Genomic DNA, 14,796 nt, shown 5'->3' with positions numbered 1-14,796 from the left:
TGCATACCCATATAAAAACTAGCAACTCACTCTTCTTTGTCATTCCAGCGTCACGCGCTAACTTAAGGTAAATTGCCAACTTAACTATAAATATATTTTGGTAAATCCAAATTATTTTAGCTATAAGAGCGTTTTACTTTTTGCTCAGCATGTCCATCATAACTGGCTTACTTTTAGTGATTCATGGAGTTAAAAAAGTCAGCATTGCTCTTTGTTAAAAGTAGTTTGTCACGTAAAAATTCCATTGCTTCAACAGGTCCCATAGGATTAAGTATTCTACGCAACACCCATATTTTATTTAGTATAGCCTTATCAACTAATAGCTCTTCCTTCCTTGTTCCGGATTTTGTAATATCAATAGCTGGAAATATACGTTTATCAGAAAGTTTTCTATCAAGTATGATCTCAGCGTTTCCTGTACCTTTAAACTCCTCAAAAATAACATCATCCATTTTTGAGCCAGTCTCTATAAGAGCTGTGGCGATTATAGTTAAAGAACCCCCATTCTCAATATTACGAGCTGCTCCAAAAAAGCGTTTTGGTCTCTGCAGTGCGTTTGAATCCACACCACCAGTTAGAACTTTCCCAGACGAAGGAATAACAGCATTATAAGCACGTGCAAGTCTAGTAATATTGTCAAGTAGAATTACCACATCTTTTTTATGCTCAACCATTCTTTTAGCTTTTTCTATTACTATTTCAGCAAGCTGTACGTGACGGTAAGCAGGCTCATCAAACGTAGAACTTACTACCTCACCTTTTACAGAACGTATCATATCTGTTACTTCTTCAGGTCTTTCATCTATAAGTAACACTATTAATTCTACTTCAGGGTGATTTATAGCTATAGAGTTAGCCATTTGCTGAAGCAATACAGTTTTTCCTGTACGAGGTGGAGCAACTACTAACGCTCTTTGCCCTTTCCCAAGAGGAGCTACTATATCTATAGCACGCATGCTTAAGCCTTTTTTATCATCACCATTATTACACTCAAGTACTATGCTTTCCTCAGGATAAAGAGGAAGCAAATTATCAAAATGGACATACTTTCTTAATTCACTGACTTCAGTAGAGTTTATACTTTGAACCTTAGTTAAAGTAAAATATCTTTCTTTATCACCAGGTGGCCTTATTTCTCCATATGCCATATCTCCTGTACGTAAATTAAACTTCTTTATTTGCCCGTTGGAAATATAAACATCATCGGTACTTGGGGCATAATTTGCACTTGCTGAACGTAAGAAACCGAAACCATCAGGCAATATTTCCACTATTCCACTCCCTGTGGTTATGCCTCCTTCTTCACTCATTTTCTTCATTAAGCTGAATATTATTTCCTGCTTTAGCATTCTACCATTGCTTTTACCGTTAGTTAAAATTTTTCTTTCTTCAGCTAACTCTAACAATTCTTCTGCTGTTTTCTCTTTTAATTCGCTCAGATCTAATGTTTTTCTGTTTTTCTCAGTACCTTCATTGACCATCTGTTTTACTGTATCGTTATTGTGAATTTGCTCACTTGTTTCAGGTTGAGCTGTAACCTTTCCTTTTGCCAAAACATCTTCATTGATTGTTGTCATAATCCTCCAAAAATTTTAATTGATGCTTACTAACCTAAAATGTGACTATAAGATAATAAATTAGGCTGAGCTAGTTTCAGTACGTATTAAGCTTAATTATCATTAAACCCCGTACTTTACTTATATTATACTAATAAACACTAGCAAGTCAAGTTAATTTAATGTTAACAAAGCACAAAAATTTGAGGATTTTCAATAGCTATTCTTTATATTTTTTAACCTTTCTTGCTTCTCTTCTTCTACTTTTGCTTTTTCCACTTCTGCTTCTAAATTTTCTTGACTACATAAGCCAAGTAGTACAGGATCTTGGGGTTTTATATTTTGCATGTTATGATGAGATCCATCTCTTACCTGCTCAACTGTGTAATTTGTTGTACTAATTAATTTGGCTATAACGTTATTGTCCAAGATAGGAAATTTTTTTACTAAATAATAAATCGCATCAGGTTTATCTCTACGCCTTGCCGTAGAGGCAAAGCCAAGAATGCTACCAATCGCTTTACTCCTTTTTTTTATATTTTTTATAATCAAATTTGGTACACGGTTTGGATTTTTTTTGCAATCATCGATTTCTTTTTCAGTAATTACCCCAGAAATAATAGGGTTATATTTTTCAACTTCTATTTCCTCATCAGCTATGTCTTGTACTTCTTCAAGGGCCAACCTGCAACATTGTGCTATTTGATTAAAAGTTAAACCAGTGTTATCTACTAGCCAAGCAGCTATTTGCATGAGAAACTGTTTATTTCTATCGTTATTGCCCTTAGAAGATTCCATTGACATCAAAAAAGCATCTCCCATTCAAAGTATCCCTTACTGTTATACAGAGCTAAAATATAAGCTATTAAAACTAAAAAAGCATTAATTTTGTCATTCAATGATTTTTTGTTTGTCACTTCCCACCTCTTAAGTTAATTAAATGCTCTCACCTTTAAGCATATTTTCCCTTCTTAAGGTATAGTATAACTCAGTTAAACATATGTTTCTATTTAAGAAGAGAGTTAAATTTTAAGTTAATATATTGTAATATTATATATATTAGCTAATAAAGCAACAGGTTTACAAGTATTAAATTATCACTATTCTATAATTAACCATTAATTAACTGAGTTTAAAATGAATGTTAAAAATTTTTTCACTAAAGTAACCGTTGTCCTTTTAGCTTGCTTGTTAATCTTCATGGGAATTGGCAACCTTTTATCAGGTGATGATGAAAAAGAAGAGGTAGCTAGGGTTGGAAAAGAAGTTATAACGTCAGATGAGTATAAATCACTATATCAAAATTATGAAAAGCAAATTTCTGGATCTGATGCGAGTAGAGAACAAGTAAAAAAGCTGAAATATGATTTGCTTAACGCACTTATAGAGCAAAAACTATTGTTTAACCTAATTAGTGAGCTGGGGTTGACAGTTGGAGAAGAGTCTATAAAAAACCATATTAAAAACACCAAATACTTTCAAAATGATAAAGGTGAATTTGACAAAAATAAATTCTATGAAACGCTAAATGACCTGCATATGACAGAGAAAGAGTATATAGCAAAGCTAGAGAAAGTCCTGCCTGCAATGATGTTCATGACTTCATTATTTAAAGATAATTATCCAGTAACTTTTGGCGAGAAAATTGATGAGCAGATATACAAAAGTCGCTACCAAACTAGAGTAGTTGATATTGTTAAAATAACTGAAGATGCAGTTACAAACATTCCTGAACCAGATGATCAAGCCTTACTTGATTTGTACGAAAGAAATAAATCCCATTTTTATTATCCTGAGTATCGAACTGCGCAATATATTTCCCTAGGCCAAAAGTATTTTGAAGATCAAATCAAGATCTCAGATGAAGAAGTTGATGGTATAATAGAACAACAAGAACTTAAAGATCAAAGAGATATATTCAATGTAATATTTTCTACCAAAGAAGAAGCTGAGACAGCAAGAAGAGCATTTGAGGAGGGTAAAACAAGCTTTGAACAGATAGTAGAAGAGTTTGGCAAAGCAGAACTTGAAGAAACTAGAGTAAATAATATAACTAAGGATTTTCTACCGGAAGACATGAGAGAGAAGGTGTTTGCTCTTAAAGTAGGTGAAGTAAGTGAAGTTTTAGCAAGCAGTTTTGGTTGGCACATAATAAAAGTGGAAAATGCGCATCAAATCTCTGATGAAGACTTAGTTGATTTAAAAAAAGACATAAAGTCAGTTCTAACTAACCAAAAGTCTTTTGAAAGAGTCAATGATTTCATAAACCAAGTGAACTATAAGATATACAATGGTTCAACAATTGAAGAAATATTGAGTGAATATAATTTACCTATACAAACTATTGGTCCAGTAGATGCGAGTGAAAAAGATCAAAACGGTAATAACGTAGGAGATTCTAGTGATTTGATTTCTTTCATTTTTTCGCGAGAAAAGGATCAGAAAGGTTATTTTAAGGGCGTTGGGGACGCTGTTGTTAGTGTAAAAATCATCGATATCGTTCCACCTAAATCACAAAGTTTTGAAGAAGGCAGGGCATTAGCAGTAGAGCTTTGGCAGAGTGAGTTTATAAAAGAAAGAATGTTTAAAATTGGGCAAGAGGTTGCAGTGCAACTAAGAGAAAAAACAGATTGGGAAAAAATTCAAGGTGTGGAATTAGTTGAAGATCAGCAGATGCATCGCAATGAACAAAACTACCCATTTTCTTTTGTAGAAGAGATTTTCAATATGAAAACAACTGGTTCAGTGACAGACCCTATTCAATACAATAATGAAATTATAATAGGTGTTCTAAAAGAAATGCATTCATCAAATGGCAAATTAAACATGCTTGACACTGGAAAACGTGTGATGATATCGCTAAAAGAGCAATTAATTAGCTACCTGAAATCAAAGTATAAAATCGAAATTAATCACGCTATACTTGATAATATATAGTCAAAAATCTTATAAGTTGCTTCATAATCTACCAAACCGGTAATTCTGTTTACTACTTTCTGACTCATTGTCAAACTTCCATTTTTTTATATCAATTTATTACTTTTTTTCTCGGTTTGACACACTTTTTTGAACATTCCCAGTGAACCAAACTTGCTTAAGACCACTTAATTAGTTATAGTTGTAAGTTTGAGGTACAGTGAAATGACAGCTTTTGTCCCCTTGATTATTTTTTTAATCTTGTACCTTGGAAGCGGTGCTTATTTTTCTTTTATCGGAACTGATAATCCACTTCTTCAGGTTTCACCAGTAATATGCTTGTTACCAGCACTATTTTTTGCTGTCTCACGTGGTACAAATAAAATTCAGCATAACATCGATACTGTTATCGAGGGCATGGGTGACAAAAATACCCTTACTATGTGCTTGATTTTTCTATTTTCCGGAGCATTTTCTGCGGTTACTCAATCAATTGGCAGCGCAGACACTGTTGCTAATTTAATTCTTAATTTCCTTCCAGCACGATTACTACTTCCTGGAGTATTTTTGGCTTCTGCTTTTATTTCAACTGCGATTGGTACATCTATGGGAGTTGTTGCGCTGATGGTACCTATAGCTGTTAATCTGGCAAAAAGTGGAGCTTTTGGTCTTGAAATAGGAACTGCAACTGTAGTAGGTGGTGCTGTATTTGGCGATAACCTTTCGATGATATCTGATACCACCATTGCATCTGTTTCTTCACAGGGAGCTTCAGCAAAAGATAAACTTAAAATAAACTCTAAGGTTGCATTTACTGCAGGTATTATAACACTCACCTATCTGGCAGTGATTTCAAGTAGTACAAAAATTATTTCTATATCAAATTTAGATTATTATTCTATAATAAAAATTATTCCTTATATTTCTTTAATAATCATGGGGCTGCTTGAAGTCACCACTTTAGTAACAATAACTGTAAACATAATTATTGCTGGTGTGCTAGGAATAACTTTTTTTGACTATGCTATCATTCAATTTCCTCATAACGTGTATGACGGTTTCAAAAAAGTAAACGAGATAATGATATTTGCTCTATTTATCGGTGGGTTGAGCCATATAATGTACAAACAAGGTCAAAAAGCGTTGCATAAACTCATCGATGAAAGCAATATCACAAAAACTAAAGCTGAATTTGTGATAGCAGGAATTGCGTCTATGGTTACTACCTTGGTTGCCAATAATACCATTGCTATTTTACTAAGTGGTGGTATTGCAAAAAGGCTTGCACAAAAACACAGTATTGCACCACATCGCAGCGCATACTTATTAGATGTTTTTGCTTGTGCTACAAAAGGCATCTTACCTTATGGTTCTCAACTATTGCTAGCAGGAAGTATAGCTTCTGTATCACCTGTTTCTTTATTAACAAAAGTATATTATTGCTTTATTTTAGCAGCAGTTACAATAGGTGAAATAATCATTAACAGCAGACGTTGTGCAACTACAACTTAGAGTTTCTCTTTATCAGTGCGTTTTATAAGAAACGGAATTACTTAACACATAATGACAGTTGTGGCTTATGCAAGAAGTCTATTAGACTTCTTTCAAAATTGTTAGAGGGAGTGTAAGATGAAGTATTTGAAAGCATGAAATATAAGGAAATAGAAAAGTTAGAAGGAGAAAAGTTTCGACGTTTAACAGGGGTAAAAAAAGCAACATTTGAGCGAATGGTAGAAATTCTAGAAGTGGAGGATAAAAGAAAAAAAGCTAGAAGTGGAAGAAAAAGTAAACTTTGCATAGAAGACAGGCTACTTATGGCACTGGAATATATAAGAGAATATCGTACATATTTTCATATTGGGCAAAGCTATGGCATGAGTGAAAGTAACAGTTTTAAAATAATAAGATAGGTAGAAGACATATTAATAAAACATCCAGATTTTGCATTACCAGGAAAAAAAGAGCTATTAAAGAGTGATGTAGAATATGAAGTTTTAGTAATAGACGGAACTGAAACGCCAGTAGAGAGACCAAAAAAAAGCAAAAGCCCTTCTACTCTGGAAAGAAAAAAAGGCATACTATAAAAACACAAATAGTAACAGAGAAGAAGAGTAAAAAAGTCATATGCACATCTTTCTCGAATGGTAGAAAACACGATTTTCGGATGTTTAGAGAATCAAAGGTAGCAATATTACCGGACACCAAAATCTTAGCTGATGCCGGCTACAGGGGAATGCAGAAGATACACAAAAATGTTGTATTACCGCACAGGAAAATGAAAAAGAATCCGTTAAGCAAAGAACAAAAAAAAGAGAACAGGGCACTTATGAGCCAAAGGGCAATTGTTGAAAACGTAATTGGCTTATTGAAAAGGTTTAAAATCATCTCGGACAGGTATAGAAACCGACGAAAACGTTTTGGTTTAAGGTTTAATTTGATTGCTGCAATTCACAATTTTGAGCTCCATACATGAATTTTGAAAGAAGTCTATTGTCATTTTCCTGAGTATGCACCTGAATATTTTAAGCAGCTAACGGCAGAGCAATTAGTCAGCAAGGTAGTAAAAGGATACACTAAACAAGAGTGGCAAAAGGTAAGAGAAAGAAATGAAGTACTAGATTGCCGAATTTACGCAAGAGCAGCATCGATAGCACTGGGAGTAGACAGATGGCCAGAGAGTAAATGGAATAGTTTGAGTGGAAAAATGGAAAGTAAAAAGCCTAAAAAAGTAAGACAGAGTAAGTGGTTGAAAAATGTATAACGAAGAGTATTTGTTTCAAGTTGAACAAGCAATAAAGAAGCTTCAGAGTGGCGAAAGAGTGGTATCAATTGCATATGGTGATCATGTTGTGAGATATGCTGAAGTACAGATAAATGACTTGCTCAGCCTCAGACAACGCATCAAAAGTGAACTAAAGATTGCTGGAATGAAGCCGAAGAGAAAGATTGTTTTTTCAACGAGTAAGGGGATCATATAATGATGAAAATCGTTGAAAGGAATCACATGACAAAAATTATAGCAAAAGAATATACAGAATTTTTAGAGCAGCTCAAAGAACAGATTGCTACTAGTCGTTATAAAGCAGCACTGGCAGTAAATAGCAAGCTTATTGTGCTTTACCACCATATTGGTACAGAGATCTTAAAGCGCCAAAAAGAACATGGCTGGGGTGCTAAAATCATAGATCAGCTAAGTAAGGATTTAAGAAGCGCATTTCCAGAAATGAAGGGATTTAGCGCTAGGAATCTTACTTATATGCGTCAATTTGCTGCAGAGTATCAAGATACTGAATTTACGCAGCAGGTTGCTGCACAATTGCCTTGGTTTCATATTGTAGTTATTTTAGATAAAGTAAAAGATCCAAAAGAAAGACTATTTTATTTTCAAAAGGCTATAGAGCACGGTTGGTCACGTAGTATAATGGTGATGCAAATCGAACGTGAATTGCACAAACGTCAAGGAAAAGCTGTTACTAACTTCAAAGATAAGTTACCTTCTCCCCAATCAGATTTAGCACATTATACATTAAAAGATCCATATATTTTTGATTTTTTGAGTATAGGAGATGACGCTCATGAAAGAGAAGTAGAAAAAGGTCTTGTAGGCCATGTGGAAAAATTTCTGCTAGAGCTAGGGGAAGGATTTGCATTTGTTGGTAGGCAGTTTCACTTAGATGTTGGAAATAAAGACTTCTATATTGACTTATTGTTTTATCATTTAAAGCTACGTTGCTTTGTAGTAATTGAGCTAAAAGACAAGGATTTCAAGCCAGAGTATGCAGGTAAAATGAATTTTTATCTTTCAGCCGTTGATGATTTACTAAAGCATGAGACAGATCAACCATCTATAGGATTAATTTTATGCAAGTCAAAGGATAATGTACTAGCTAAGTATACATTGAAAGACATAAATAAACCGATAGGGTTGGCAGAATATAAAATTACTGAAAATCTACCAGAGAATGTAAAGACAGCCTTGCCAACAATAGAAGAGCTGGAAGCTGAGTTATCAAAAATTTCAGATAAGGAAAAGTAATGCTATTAAAGTCATTTAAACAATTATTTAACAAGCCAAAGATAAAAAGCTCAGCCTGGGATGCAGCAGGCTCAGGAAGAAGATTTTTTCACTTTCAACCAGAGTCAGGAAGTATAAACAATTTGCTGTCTCAAAACCTTGAAACTTTACGTAGTCGATCACGTGACATGGTGAGAAAAAATCCGTATGCAGCAAATATCATTGATACAATAGTGAGTAACTCTATTGGAACAGGAATAAAGCCGCAATCAAAGGCAAGAGATGGAGAATTTCGAAAGAAAGTACAAGAATTATGGCTAAAATGGACAGATGAAGCAGACAGTAACGGAGTAAGTGATTTTTATGGATTACAAGCTCTAGTGTGCAGAAGTATGATAGAGGGAGGAGAATGTTTTGTACGTTTAAGAACGAGAAAGCTGGAAGATAGATTTTCTGTACCATTACAACTGCAAGTACTTGAGTCTGAACATTTAGATAATAAAACAAATCAAACTTTAGGAAATGGTAATGTAATAAGAAACGGGATTGAGTTTAACAGGCTTGGGCAAAGAGAAGCATACTACCTATTTAAAGAACACCCTGGTGAAAGTATGTTTGGAGAATCAGTGAGAGTGCCAGCAAATGATGTTTTACATATTTACAGACCACTAAGACCTGGGCAAGTTAGAGGGGAGCCTTGGCTTTCTAATATACTGCTGAAGCTTTATGAGCTTGATCAATATGATGATGCAGAGCTGGTGAGAAAGAAAACTGCAGCAATGTTTGCTGGATTTATTACGAGACTCGATCCAGAAGCAAATATCATGGGAGAAGGTGAAGCAAGTGAGCAAGGAGTAGCACTATCTGGCCTGGAACCTGGAACAATGCAGCTTTTAGACCCAGGAGAGGACATAAAATTTTCAGAGCCATCAGATGTTGGAGGAAGTTATGAAGCATTCATGAGACAGCAACTGAGGGCAATAGCAATAGGTACGGGAATAACATATGAGCAGCTAACAGGAGATTTAACAGGTGTTAATTATTCATCCATTCGAGCAGGGCTGATAGAGTTTCGCAGAAGGTGTGAAATGTTACAGCATAACGTGATAGTGTTCCAGTTTTGTAGACCTATTTGGAATAGATGGCTAGAATTAGCAGTGCTTTGTGGAGAACTGAGTATAGATGAAAAAGTAGTAAAAGCAGCGAAAGAAGAAGTAAAATGGATACCACAGGGATTTGATTGGGTGGATCCACTGAAAGATCAGCAAGCACAGCAAATGGCAGTAAGAAATGGATTTAAGAGTCGAGCAGAAGTAGTATCAGAAATGGGTTACGATGTTGAAGAAATTGATCAAGAAATAGCAGAAGATCAAAAGCGTGCAAATAGTCTCAATTTAATGTTTGACTCTGATTGTAAAGGGTTATGATGCTCTTAGGAAAACCATTAATGCTTGAGCCAAGAAGTTTTGAGCTATTGTCATTGAACAATCAAAAACATCCCACGTTTAAAAACATAAAGCACTCCATCAAAAGTAACGTAGAAAGAACTGCAATAATACCAATTCATGGAATTCTGACTAAAAAACCAGGAGCTTTTGACGTCTTTCTGGGAATGACATCATATGAGCAAATAGAAGAGCAAATTACACAAGCATTAGCAGATAGTAGCATAGAGACAATTATACTGGAAATAGACAGCCCAGGAGGAGAGGTAAACGGTATATTTGACCTGGCTGATTTTATTTATGAATCAAGAGCAAAAAAGAGAATTGTGGCATTAGCAAATGATGATGCATATTCTGCTGCGTACGCTATAGCCTCTAGCGCTGAGAAGATTTTTCTCACCCGCACTTCTGGTGTTGGCAGTATTGGAGTAATAGCAAGTCATATAGATCAAAGTGGGTTTGATGAAAAACAGGGAATAAAATACACCACAATCTTTGCTGGCAGTCGAAAGAATGATTTAAATCCGCATGAGCCAATGACGTCTGAAAGTCTGGAAAGCTTACAAAAAGAAGTAGACCGACTATATGAAATGTTTTTGCAGCTAATAGCAAGGAACAGAGGTCTTTCAATTGAAAAGATTCGATTAACAGAGGCAGGGCTATATTTTGGGGAGAAAGCAGTAGAAATAGGCCTTGCAGACGGAATGACAATTCTTTCATCTATTAATAAAAACAGGAGTATTACTATGAATGAACAAACTACAAATGACCTAGAAACTGATAATTTAACCAAGTATCGTACTGAAGTTCTTGAATTAATACGTTTATGTAATTTATCGAAGATGCCAGAAAAGATAGGAGAATTTATTGAGCAAAGTGTAAGTGTTGAGCAAGCTAGGGAAGTTTTAATGGAATTACTTGCAGAGAGAACAAAGAAGACAGAGATACTGAGTGCAATACCACAGAATTCAGGAGAAGAATTGATGATGCAGGTAGCGAAAAGTCGTAGGAGTTAAAGTATTTTTATAACCGCCGTATATAGCATTGATAAAAGCGGCGGTAAGCAGTTAAGGAGAGAAATTTATGAGTTGTATAAGCGAACAAAATAATCTGGGTGACTTATTAAAGTATGAGACATCAAGTCTATATTCAAGAGACCAAATAACTGTAGCAAAAGGTCAAAATATTAAACTTGGTACAGTAGTTGCCAAGAAGACAGATGATGGTTTTATTAGAATGCTGAACCCCACTGGAACAGACGGCACACAAACAGCAGTAGGAGTAATTACAACCGATATACATAGCAAAGATTCTGATATGAAAGGAGTAATTATTACTCGCAGTGCAATGCTAGCAGATCATGCAGTGGTGTGGCCAGCAAATATCACTGAAGAACAGAAAGCTGAAGCAATAAAGCAACTTGAAGGACGAGGGATCATTATCCGCAAGGGAGCTTAAAAAAACTATTAAAAACACAAAAGGGGGAAAATAAAAAATGCAAAATCCATTTACAAATACAGCATTTAGCATGACGGCACTAACAAATGCAATGAATATATTGCCGATAAATTATGGACGAGTTGAAAATCTAAATTTGTTTCCAAGTAGGTCAGTGAGATTTAGACATATTACCATAGAAGAACACAACGGAGTATTAAGTTTACTACCAACGCAAGTTCCAGGAGCACCAGCAACAGTAGGAAAAAGAGGAAAAAGAAAGGTAAGGACGTTTACGATTCCGCACATTCCTCATGATGATGTAGTGCTGCCAGAAGAAGTGCAAGGAATAAGGGCATTTGGATCAGAAAGTGAACTGAAAGCGCTAGCAGATGTAATAACTGATCATTTGCAATCAATGAGAAACAAACATGCAATAACATTAGAGCATTTGCGAATGGGAGCGCTCAAAGGAATAATTTTAGATGCTGATGGGTCAGAATTATTAAATCTGTACAACGAATTTGAAATAACACCAAAAGTAGTAAATTTTGCCCTTGGAACAGCAACAACTGACGTAAAACGTAAGTGTCTGGAAGTACTCCGGCATATAGAAGATAATCTAAGTGGTGAATATATGACCGGAATTCATGCCTTGGTAAGCCCTGAGTTTTTTGATGCACTAACTTCGCATAGTAAAGTGAAAGAAGCATACGAGAGATGGCAAGAAGGAGCAGCGCTTCGAAATGATATGAGGTCAGGATTTACGTTTTGTGGTATAACATTTGAGGAATATAGAGGGCAAGCAACTGATCCTGAAGGAACAGTAAGAAGATTTATAGAAAAAGATACAGGGCACTGTTTTCCACTAGGAACAGCGAGCACATTTACAACATATTTTGCACCAGCAGACTTTAATGAGACAGTAAATACTCTTGGACAGCCACTCTATGCAAAACAAGAACCAAGGAGGTTTGATAGAGGAACTGATTTACATACGCAGTCGAATCCATTGCCAATGTGCCATAGACCAGGAACATTAATCAAAGTCACTATAGCATAACATACTGGTAGAGTAACTACAAGGTGGTGAGGCACAGAACGACTCTACCGGTATGCGCTTTCTTAGCATGTAAAGGTTAGTATATCAAAAAGAAATATGCAAGAGAATATTAAGCGATTATTGGAGGATTGTTTTAAGCATCTAGGAGTGGAAGCCATATATTGTAATCAAAATAAGGAGGGTATTCGTAGAATAAAAGTGCTAATAAAACGTCCTGAGACTACGTACTCTCTAGGTGCAGATGGAGCATTAACTCAGCAAATTGCTTCTATAGAAATACGTGATCAGGACGTTACTTCCTTTAGCATAGGTGATTATATCAAGATTGAAAAAAGGTTCTACAAGATTTTTGAACCACCGTTAAAAGATTCTTCGAGTGAAATATGGAAAATTGAGGCAATAGAAAGTGTTTGATATTAAAATTAGTAACAATATTAATGAAATAGTCTACAATATTGACGAAAAAGAGCAGAAAGTAAAACTGGCAGCTATAAAAGCACTAAATAGAACAGCACTATGGTTAAAAGCGCAAGCAGCTAAGGAAATCAGTGAGGAAAAGAAGATAAAATTAAGTTTGATAAGAAAGAGATTAAGAATTTTTAAGGCGAAAACTAGCAGATTAGAAGTGTTAATTAGAGCAAATCTCTATGACATTAGAGCATCGGCAATTGGCAAAATACAAAAAACAAGAAGAGGATCGAAAGTAGGAAAGCATGAGTTTATAGGAGGATTTGCAGCAGTTATGCCAAAAGGAAATAGCGGTATGTTTAAACGTGAAGGAAGAGCAGCATTGCCAATAAAGGAAGTAAAACTACCGCTGGAACCTGAAGGCTCAAGAATAATAAAAGACCTTGTTAATTATGAGAGTGAGAGAGAGTTTGAGAAATACTTTAAGCATGAGCTAAACTATATTTTAAAGATATGACAAAGTTCTGGACAGATTTACATCAAGCAATTTGCAGCACACTGAAGGAAGAAATATCGGCTATACAGACATGTGAAATTTATCCATCGATAAGAAAAGAATTATTAGCGCCAGCGGTATTTGTAGAGCTTGTGAGTTTAGAATCGGGAAAAGATCCTGGAACAGAAGAATTAGCCTTGAAAGCCAGGTTTGAAGCAAGGATTAGACTTCTTTCAAAATTCATGTATGGAGCTCAAAATTGTGAATTGCAGCAATCAAATTAAACCTTAAACCAAAACGTTTTCGTCGGTTTCTATACCTGTCCGAGATGATTTTAAACCTTTTCAATAAGCCAATTACGTTTTCAACAATTGCCCTTTGGCTCATAAGTGCCCTGTTCTCTTTTTTTTGTTCTTTGCTTAACGGATTCTTTTTCATTTTCCTGTGCGGTAATACAACATTTTTGTGTATCTTCTGCATTCCCCTGTAGCCGGCATCAGCTAAGATTTTGGTGTCCGGTAATATTGCTACCTTTGATTCTCTAAACATCCGAAAATCGTGTTTTCTACCATTCGAGAAAGATGTGCATATGACTTTTTTACTCTTCTTCTCTGTTACTATTTGTGTTTTTATAGTATGCCTTTTTTTCTTTCCAGAGTAGAAGGGCTTTTGCTTTTTTTTGGTCTCTCTACTGGCGTTTCAGTTCCGTCTATTACTAAAACTTCATATTCTACATCACTCTTTAATAGCTCTTTTTTTCCTGGTAATGCAAAATCTGGATGTTTTATTAATATGTCTTCTACCTATCTTATTATTTTAAAACTGTTACTTTCACTCATGCCATAGCTTTGCCCAATATGAAAATATGTACGATATTCTCTTATATATTCCAGTGCCATAAGTAGCCTGTCTTCTATGCAAAGTTTACTTTTTCTTCCACTTCTAGCTTTTTTTCTTTTATCCTCCACTTCTAGAATTTCTACCATTCGCTCAAATGTTGCTTTTTTTACCCCTGTTAAACGTCGAAACTTTTCTCCTTCTAACTTTTCTATTTCCTTATATTTCATGCTTTCAAATACTTCATCTTACACTCCCTCTAACAATTTTGAAAGAAGTCTAATATCTCTTGTCCATAAAAAACATAGATGAGTCATAAAGGTTGTTGTTACGACAATTCTGTTGTGGAAAAGTTCTCTAAAAAGGGAGTTACCAATAGACACCTCTCGGCACTCTAAACAGCATATCAAAACTGCTATATTTGAATATATAGAAATTTTTTATAACAAACAACGTCACTATTAACTATTGCATTCTTGAGCATTTTATTCTCTTTGTAAAAAACATTCCAAACTTTCTCTCCACTTTTTCTGGGTAAGGTTAACCATATTTTAAGCTTACAAGCTTGAGCTTGGTTTGATACATATGGTGGACTGTGTGGGCGACTCTTCACTTAAACAATA

Annotated in this window: 11 protein-coding genes and 6 pseudogenes; 14 read left to right on the top strand and 3 right to left on the bottom strand. The window is 35.1% G+C overall.

All coding sequences use genetic code 11. The features are described 5' to 3' along the window. Nucleotides 1-173 precede the first annotated feature (173 nt). Nucleotides 174-1,577: a transcription termination factor Rho gene (rho, locus tag AABM58_RS05280; RefSeq protein WP_338406588.1), complete on the bottom strand. Its 1,404-nt coding sequence runs from the start codon at nucleotides 1,575-1,577 to the stop codon at nucleotides 174-176. 192 nt (nucleotides 1,578-1,769) lie between these two features. Then, nucleotides 1,770-2,378: a cell cycle transcriptional regulator TrcR gene (locus tag AABM58_RS05275; RefSeq protein WP_338406587.1), complete on the bottom strand. Its 609-nt coding sequence runs from the start codon at nucleotides 2,376-2,378 to the stop codon at nucleotides 1,770-1,772. A 312-nt stretch (nucleotides 2,379-2,690) separates the two neighbouring features. Here AABM58_RS05275 and AABM58_RS05270 point away from each other — a divergent pair. The 13 genes and pseudogenes from AABM58_RS05270 to AABM58_RS05210 all read left to right on the top strand — a co-directional run. Continuing rightward, nucleotides 2,691-4,493: pseudogene (locus AABM58_RS05270) on the top strand (peptidylprolyl isomerase); the annotation flags it as partial. Between the two features lie 204 nt (nucleotides 4,494-4,697). After that, nucleotides 4,698-5,984 carry a Na+/H+ antiporter NhaC family protein gene (locus AABM58_RS05265; RefSeq protein ID WP_338406585.1) on the top strand — a complete coding sequence of 429 codons (1,287 nt, stop codon included), beginning with the start codon at nucleotides 4,698-4,700 and terminating at the stop codon, nucleotides 5,982-5,984. Between the two features lie 134 nt (nucleotides 5,985-6,118). Next, nucleotides 6,119-6,945 (top strand): annotated as a pseudogene (locus AABM58_RS05260) (IS5 family transposase). A gap of 15 nt (nucleotides 6,946-6,960) precedes the next feature. Next, nucleotides 6,961-7,233 (top strand): annotated as a pseudogene (locus AABM58_RS05255) (terminase gpA endonuclease subunit); the annotation flags it as partial. Beyond that, nucleotides 7,226-7,450: a gpW family protein gene (locus AABM58_RS05250; protein WP_264736301.1), complete on the top strand. Its 225-nt coding sequence runs from the start codon at nucleotides 7,226-7,228 to the stop codon at nucleotides 7,448-7,450. The pseudogene AABM58_RS05255 and the gene AABM58_RS05250, both read left to right, overlap by 8 nt. Before the next feature lie 26 nt (nucleotides 7,451-7,476). Further along, complete coding sequence (locus AABM58_RS05245) at nucleotides 7,477-8,508, top strand: PDDEXK nuclease domain-containing protein (protein ID WP_264736377.1); 1,032 nt, start codon at nucleotides 7,477-7,479, stop codon at nucleotides 8,506-8,508. Beyond that, nucleotides 8,508-9,914 carry a phage portal protein gene (locus tag AABM58_RS05240; RefSeq protein WP_338406584.1) on the top strand — a complete coding sequence of 469 codons (1,407 nt, stop codon included), beginning with the start codon at nucleotides 8,508-8,510 and terminating at the stop codon, nucleotides 9,912-9,914. The genes AABM58_RS05245 and AABM58_RS05240 overlap by 1 nt, the downstream gene beginning before the upstream one ends. Beyond that, nucleotides 9,914-10,948: a S49 family peptidase gene (locus tag AABM58_RS05235; RefSeq protein WP_309165785.1), complete on the top strand. Its 1,035-nt coding sequence runs from the start codon at nucleotides 9,914-9,916 to the stop codon at nucleotides 10,946-10,948. Before AABM58_RS05240 ends, AABM58_RS05235 begins: the two co-directional genes overlap by 1 nt. Nucleotides 10,949-11,015: 67 nt before the next feature. After that, nucleotides 11,016-11,390 carry a head decoration protein gene (locus AABM58_RS05230; RefSeq protein ID WP_338406583.1) on the top strand — a complete coding sequence of 125 codons (375 nt, stop codon included), beginning with the start codon at nucleotides 11,016-11,018 and terminating at the stop codon, nucleotides 11,388-11,390. 37 nt (nucleotides 11,391-11,427) lie between these two features. Beyond that, on the top strand, nucleotides 11,428-12,432 hold the full coding sequence (locus tag AABM58_RS05225) for a major capsid protein (RefSeq protein ID WP_264953788.1): 1,005 nt from the start codon (nucleotides 11,428-11,430) through the stop codon (nucleotides 12,430-12,432). A 96-nt stretch (nucleotides 12,433-12,528) separates the two neighbouring features. Further along, nucleotides 12,529-12,846 carry a head-tail joining protein gene (locus AABM58_RS05220; RefSeq protein WP_264953789.1) on the top strand — a complete coding sequence of 106 codons (318 nt, stop codon included), beginning with the start codon at nucleotides 12,529-12,531 and terminating at the stop codon, nucleotides 12,844-12,846. 19 nt (nucleotides 12,847-12,865) lie between these two features. Further along, nucleotides 12,866-13,357, top strand: coding sequence for a phage tail protein (locus AABM58_RS05215; RefSeq protein WP_410529785.1), 492 nt, complete (start codon nucleotides 12,866-12,868; stop codon nucleotides 13,355-13,357). After that, nucleotides 13,354-13,560, top strand: a pseudogene (locus AABM58_RS05210) (hypothetical protein); the annotation flags it as partial. The gene AABM58_RS05215 and the pseudogene AABM58_RS05210, both read left to right, overlap by 4 nt. Nucleotides 13,561-13,576: 16 nt before the next feature. Here AABM58_RS05210 and AABM58_RS05205 read toward each other — a convergent pair. Further along, nucleotides 13,577-14,403: pseudogene (locus AABM58_RS05205) on the bottom strand (IS5 family transposase). A 78-nt stretch (nucleotides 14,404-14,481) separates the two neighbouring features. Between AABM58_RS05205 and AABM58_RS07950 the strand changes: the two are divergent. After that, nucleotides 14,482-14,711 (top strand): annotated as a pseudogene (locus AABM58_RS07950) (hypothetical protein); the annotation flags it as partial. Between the last annotated feature and the right edge of the window lie 85 nt (nucleotides 14,712-14,796).

It is taken from the genome of Wolbachia endosymbiont (group A) of Longitarsus flavicornis (genome assembly GCF_963931955.1).
Taxonomy (GTDB): domain Bacteria; phylum Pseudomonadota; class Alphaproteobacteria; order Rickettsiales; family Anaplasmataceae; genus Wolbachia.
The sequence above is the reverse complement of the archived record's forward strand: the minus strand, read 5'-3'. Positions and strand labels throughout refer to the sequence as shown.

Bases quoted from the DNA above. Each gene is read 5' to 3' on its own strand.
- rho (WP_338406588.1), bottom strand. From the start codon at position 1,577: ATGACAACAATCAATGAAGATGTTTTGGCAAAAGGAAAGGTTACAGCT.
- AABM58_RS05235 (WP_309165785.1), top strand. From the start codon at position 9,914: ATGCTCTTAGGAAAACCATTAATGCTTGAGCCAAGAAGTTTTGAGCTA.
- AABM58_RS05225 (WP_264953788.1), top strand. From the start codon at position 11,428: ATGCAAAATCCATTTACAAATACAGCATTTAGCATGACGGCACTAACA.
- AABM58_RS05265 (WP_338406585.1), top strand. From the start codon at position 4,698: ATGACAGCTTTTGTCCCCTTGATTATTTTTTTAATCTTGTACCTTGGA.
- AABM58_RS05230 (WP_338406583.1), top strand. From the start codon at position 11,016: ATGAGTTGTATAAGCGAACAAAATAATCTGGGTGACTTATTAAAGTAT.
- AABM58_RS05275 (WP_338406587.1), bottom strand. From the start codon at position 2,378: ATGGGAGATGCTTTTTTGATGTCAATGGAATCTTCTAAGGGCAATAAC.
- AABM58_RS05220 (WP_264953789.1), top strand. From the start codon at position 12,529: ATGCAAGAGAATATTAAGCGATTATTGGAGGATTGTTTTAAGCATCTA.
- AABM58_RS05245 (WP_264736377.1), top strand. From the start codon at position 7,477: ATGACAAAAATTATAGCAAAAGAATATACAGAATTTTTAGAGCAGCTC.
- AABM58_RS05240 (WP_338406584.1), top strand. From the start codon at position 8,508: ATGCTATTAAAGTCATTTAAACAATTATTTAACAAGCCAAAGATAAAA.
- AABM58_RS05250 (WP_264736301.1), top strand. From the start codon at position 7,226: ATGTATAACGAAGAGTATTTGTTTCAAGTTGAACAAGCAATAAAGAAG.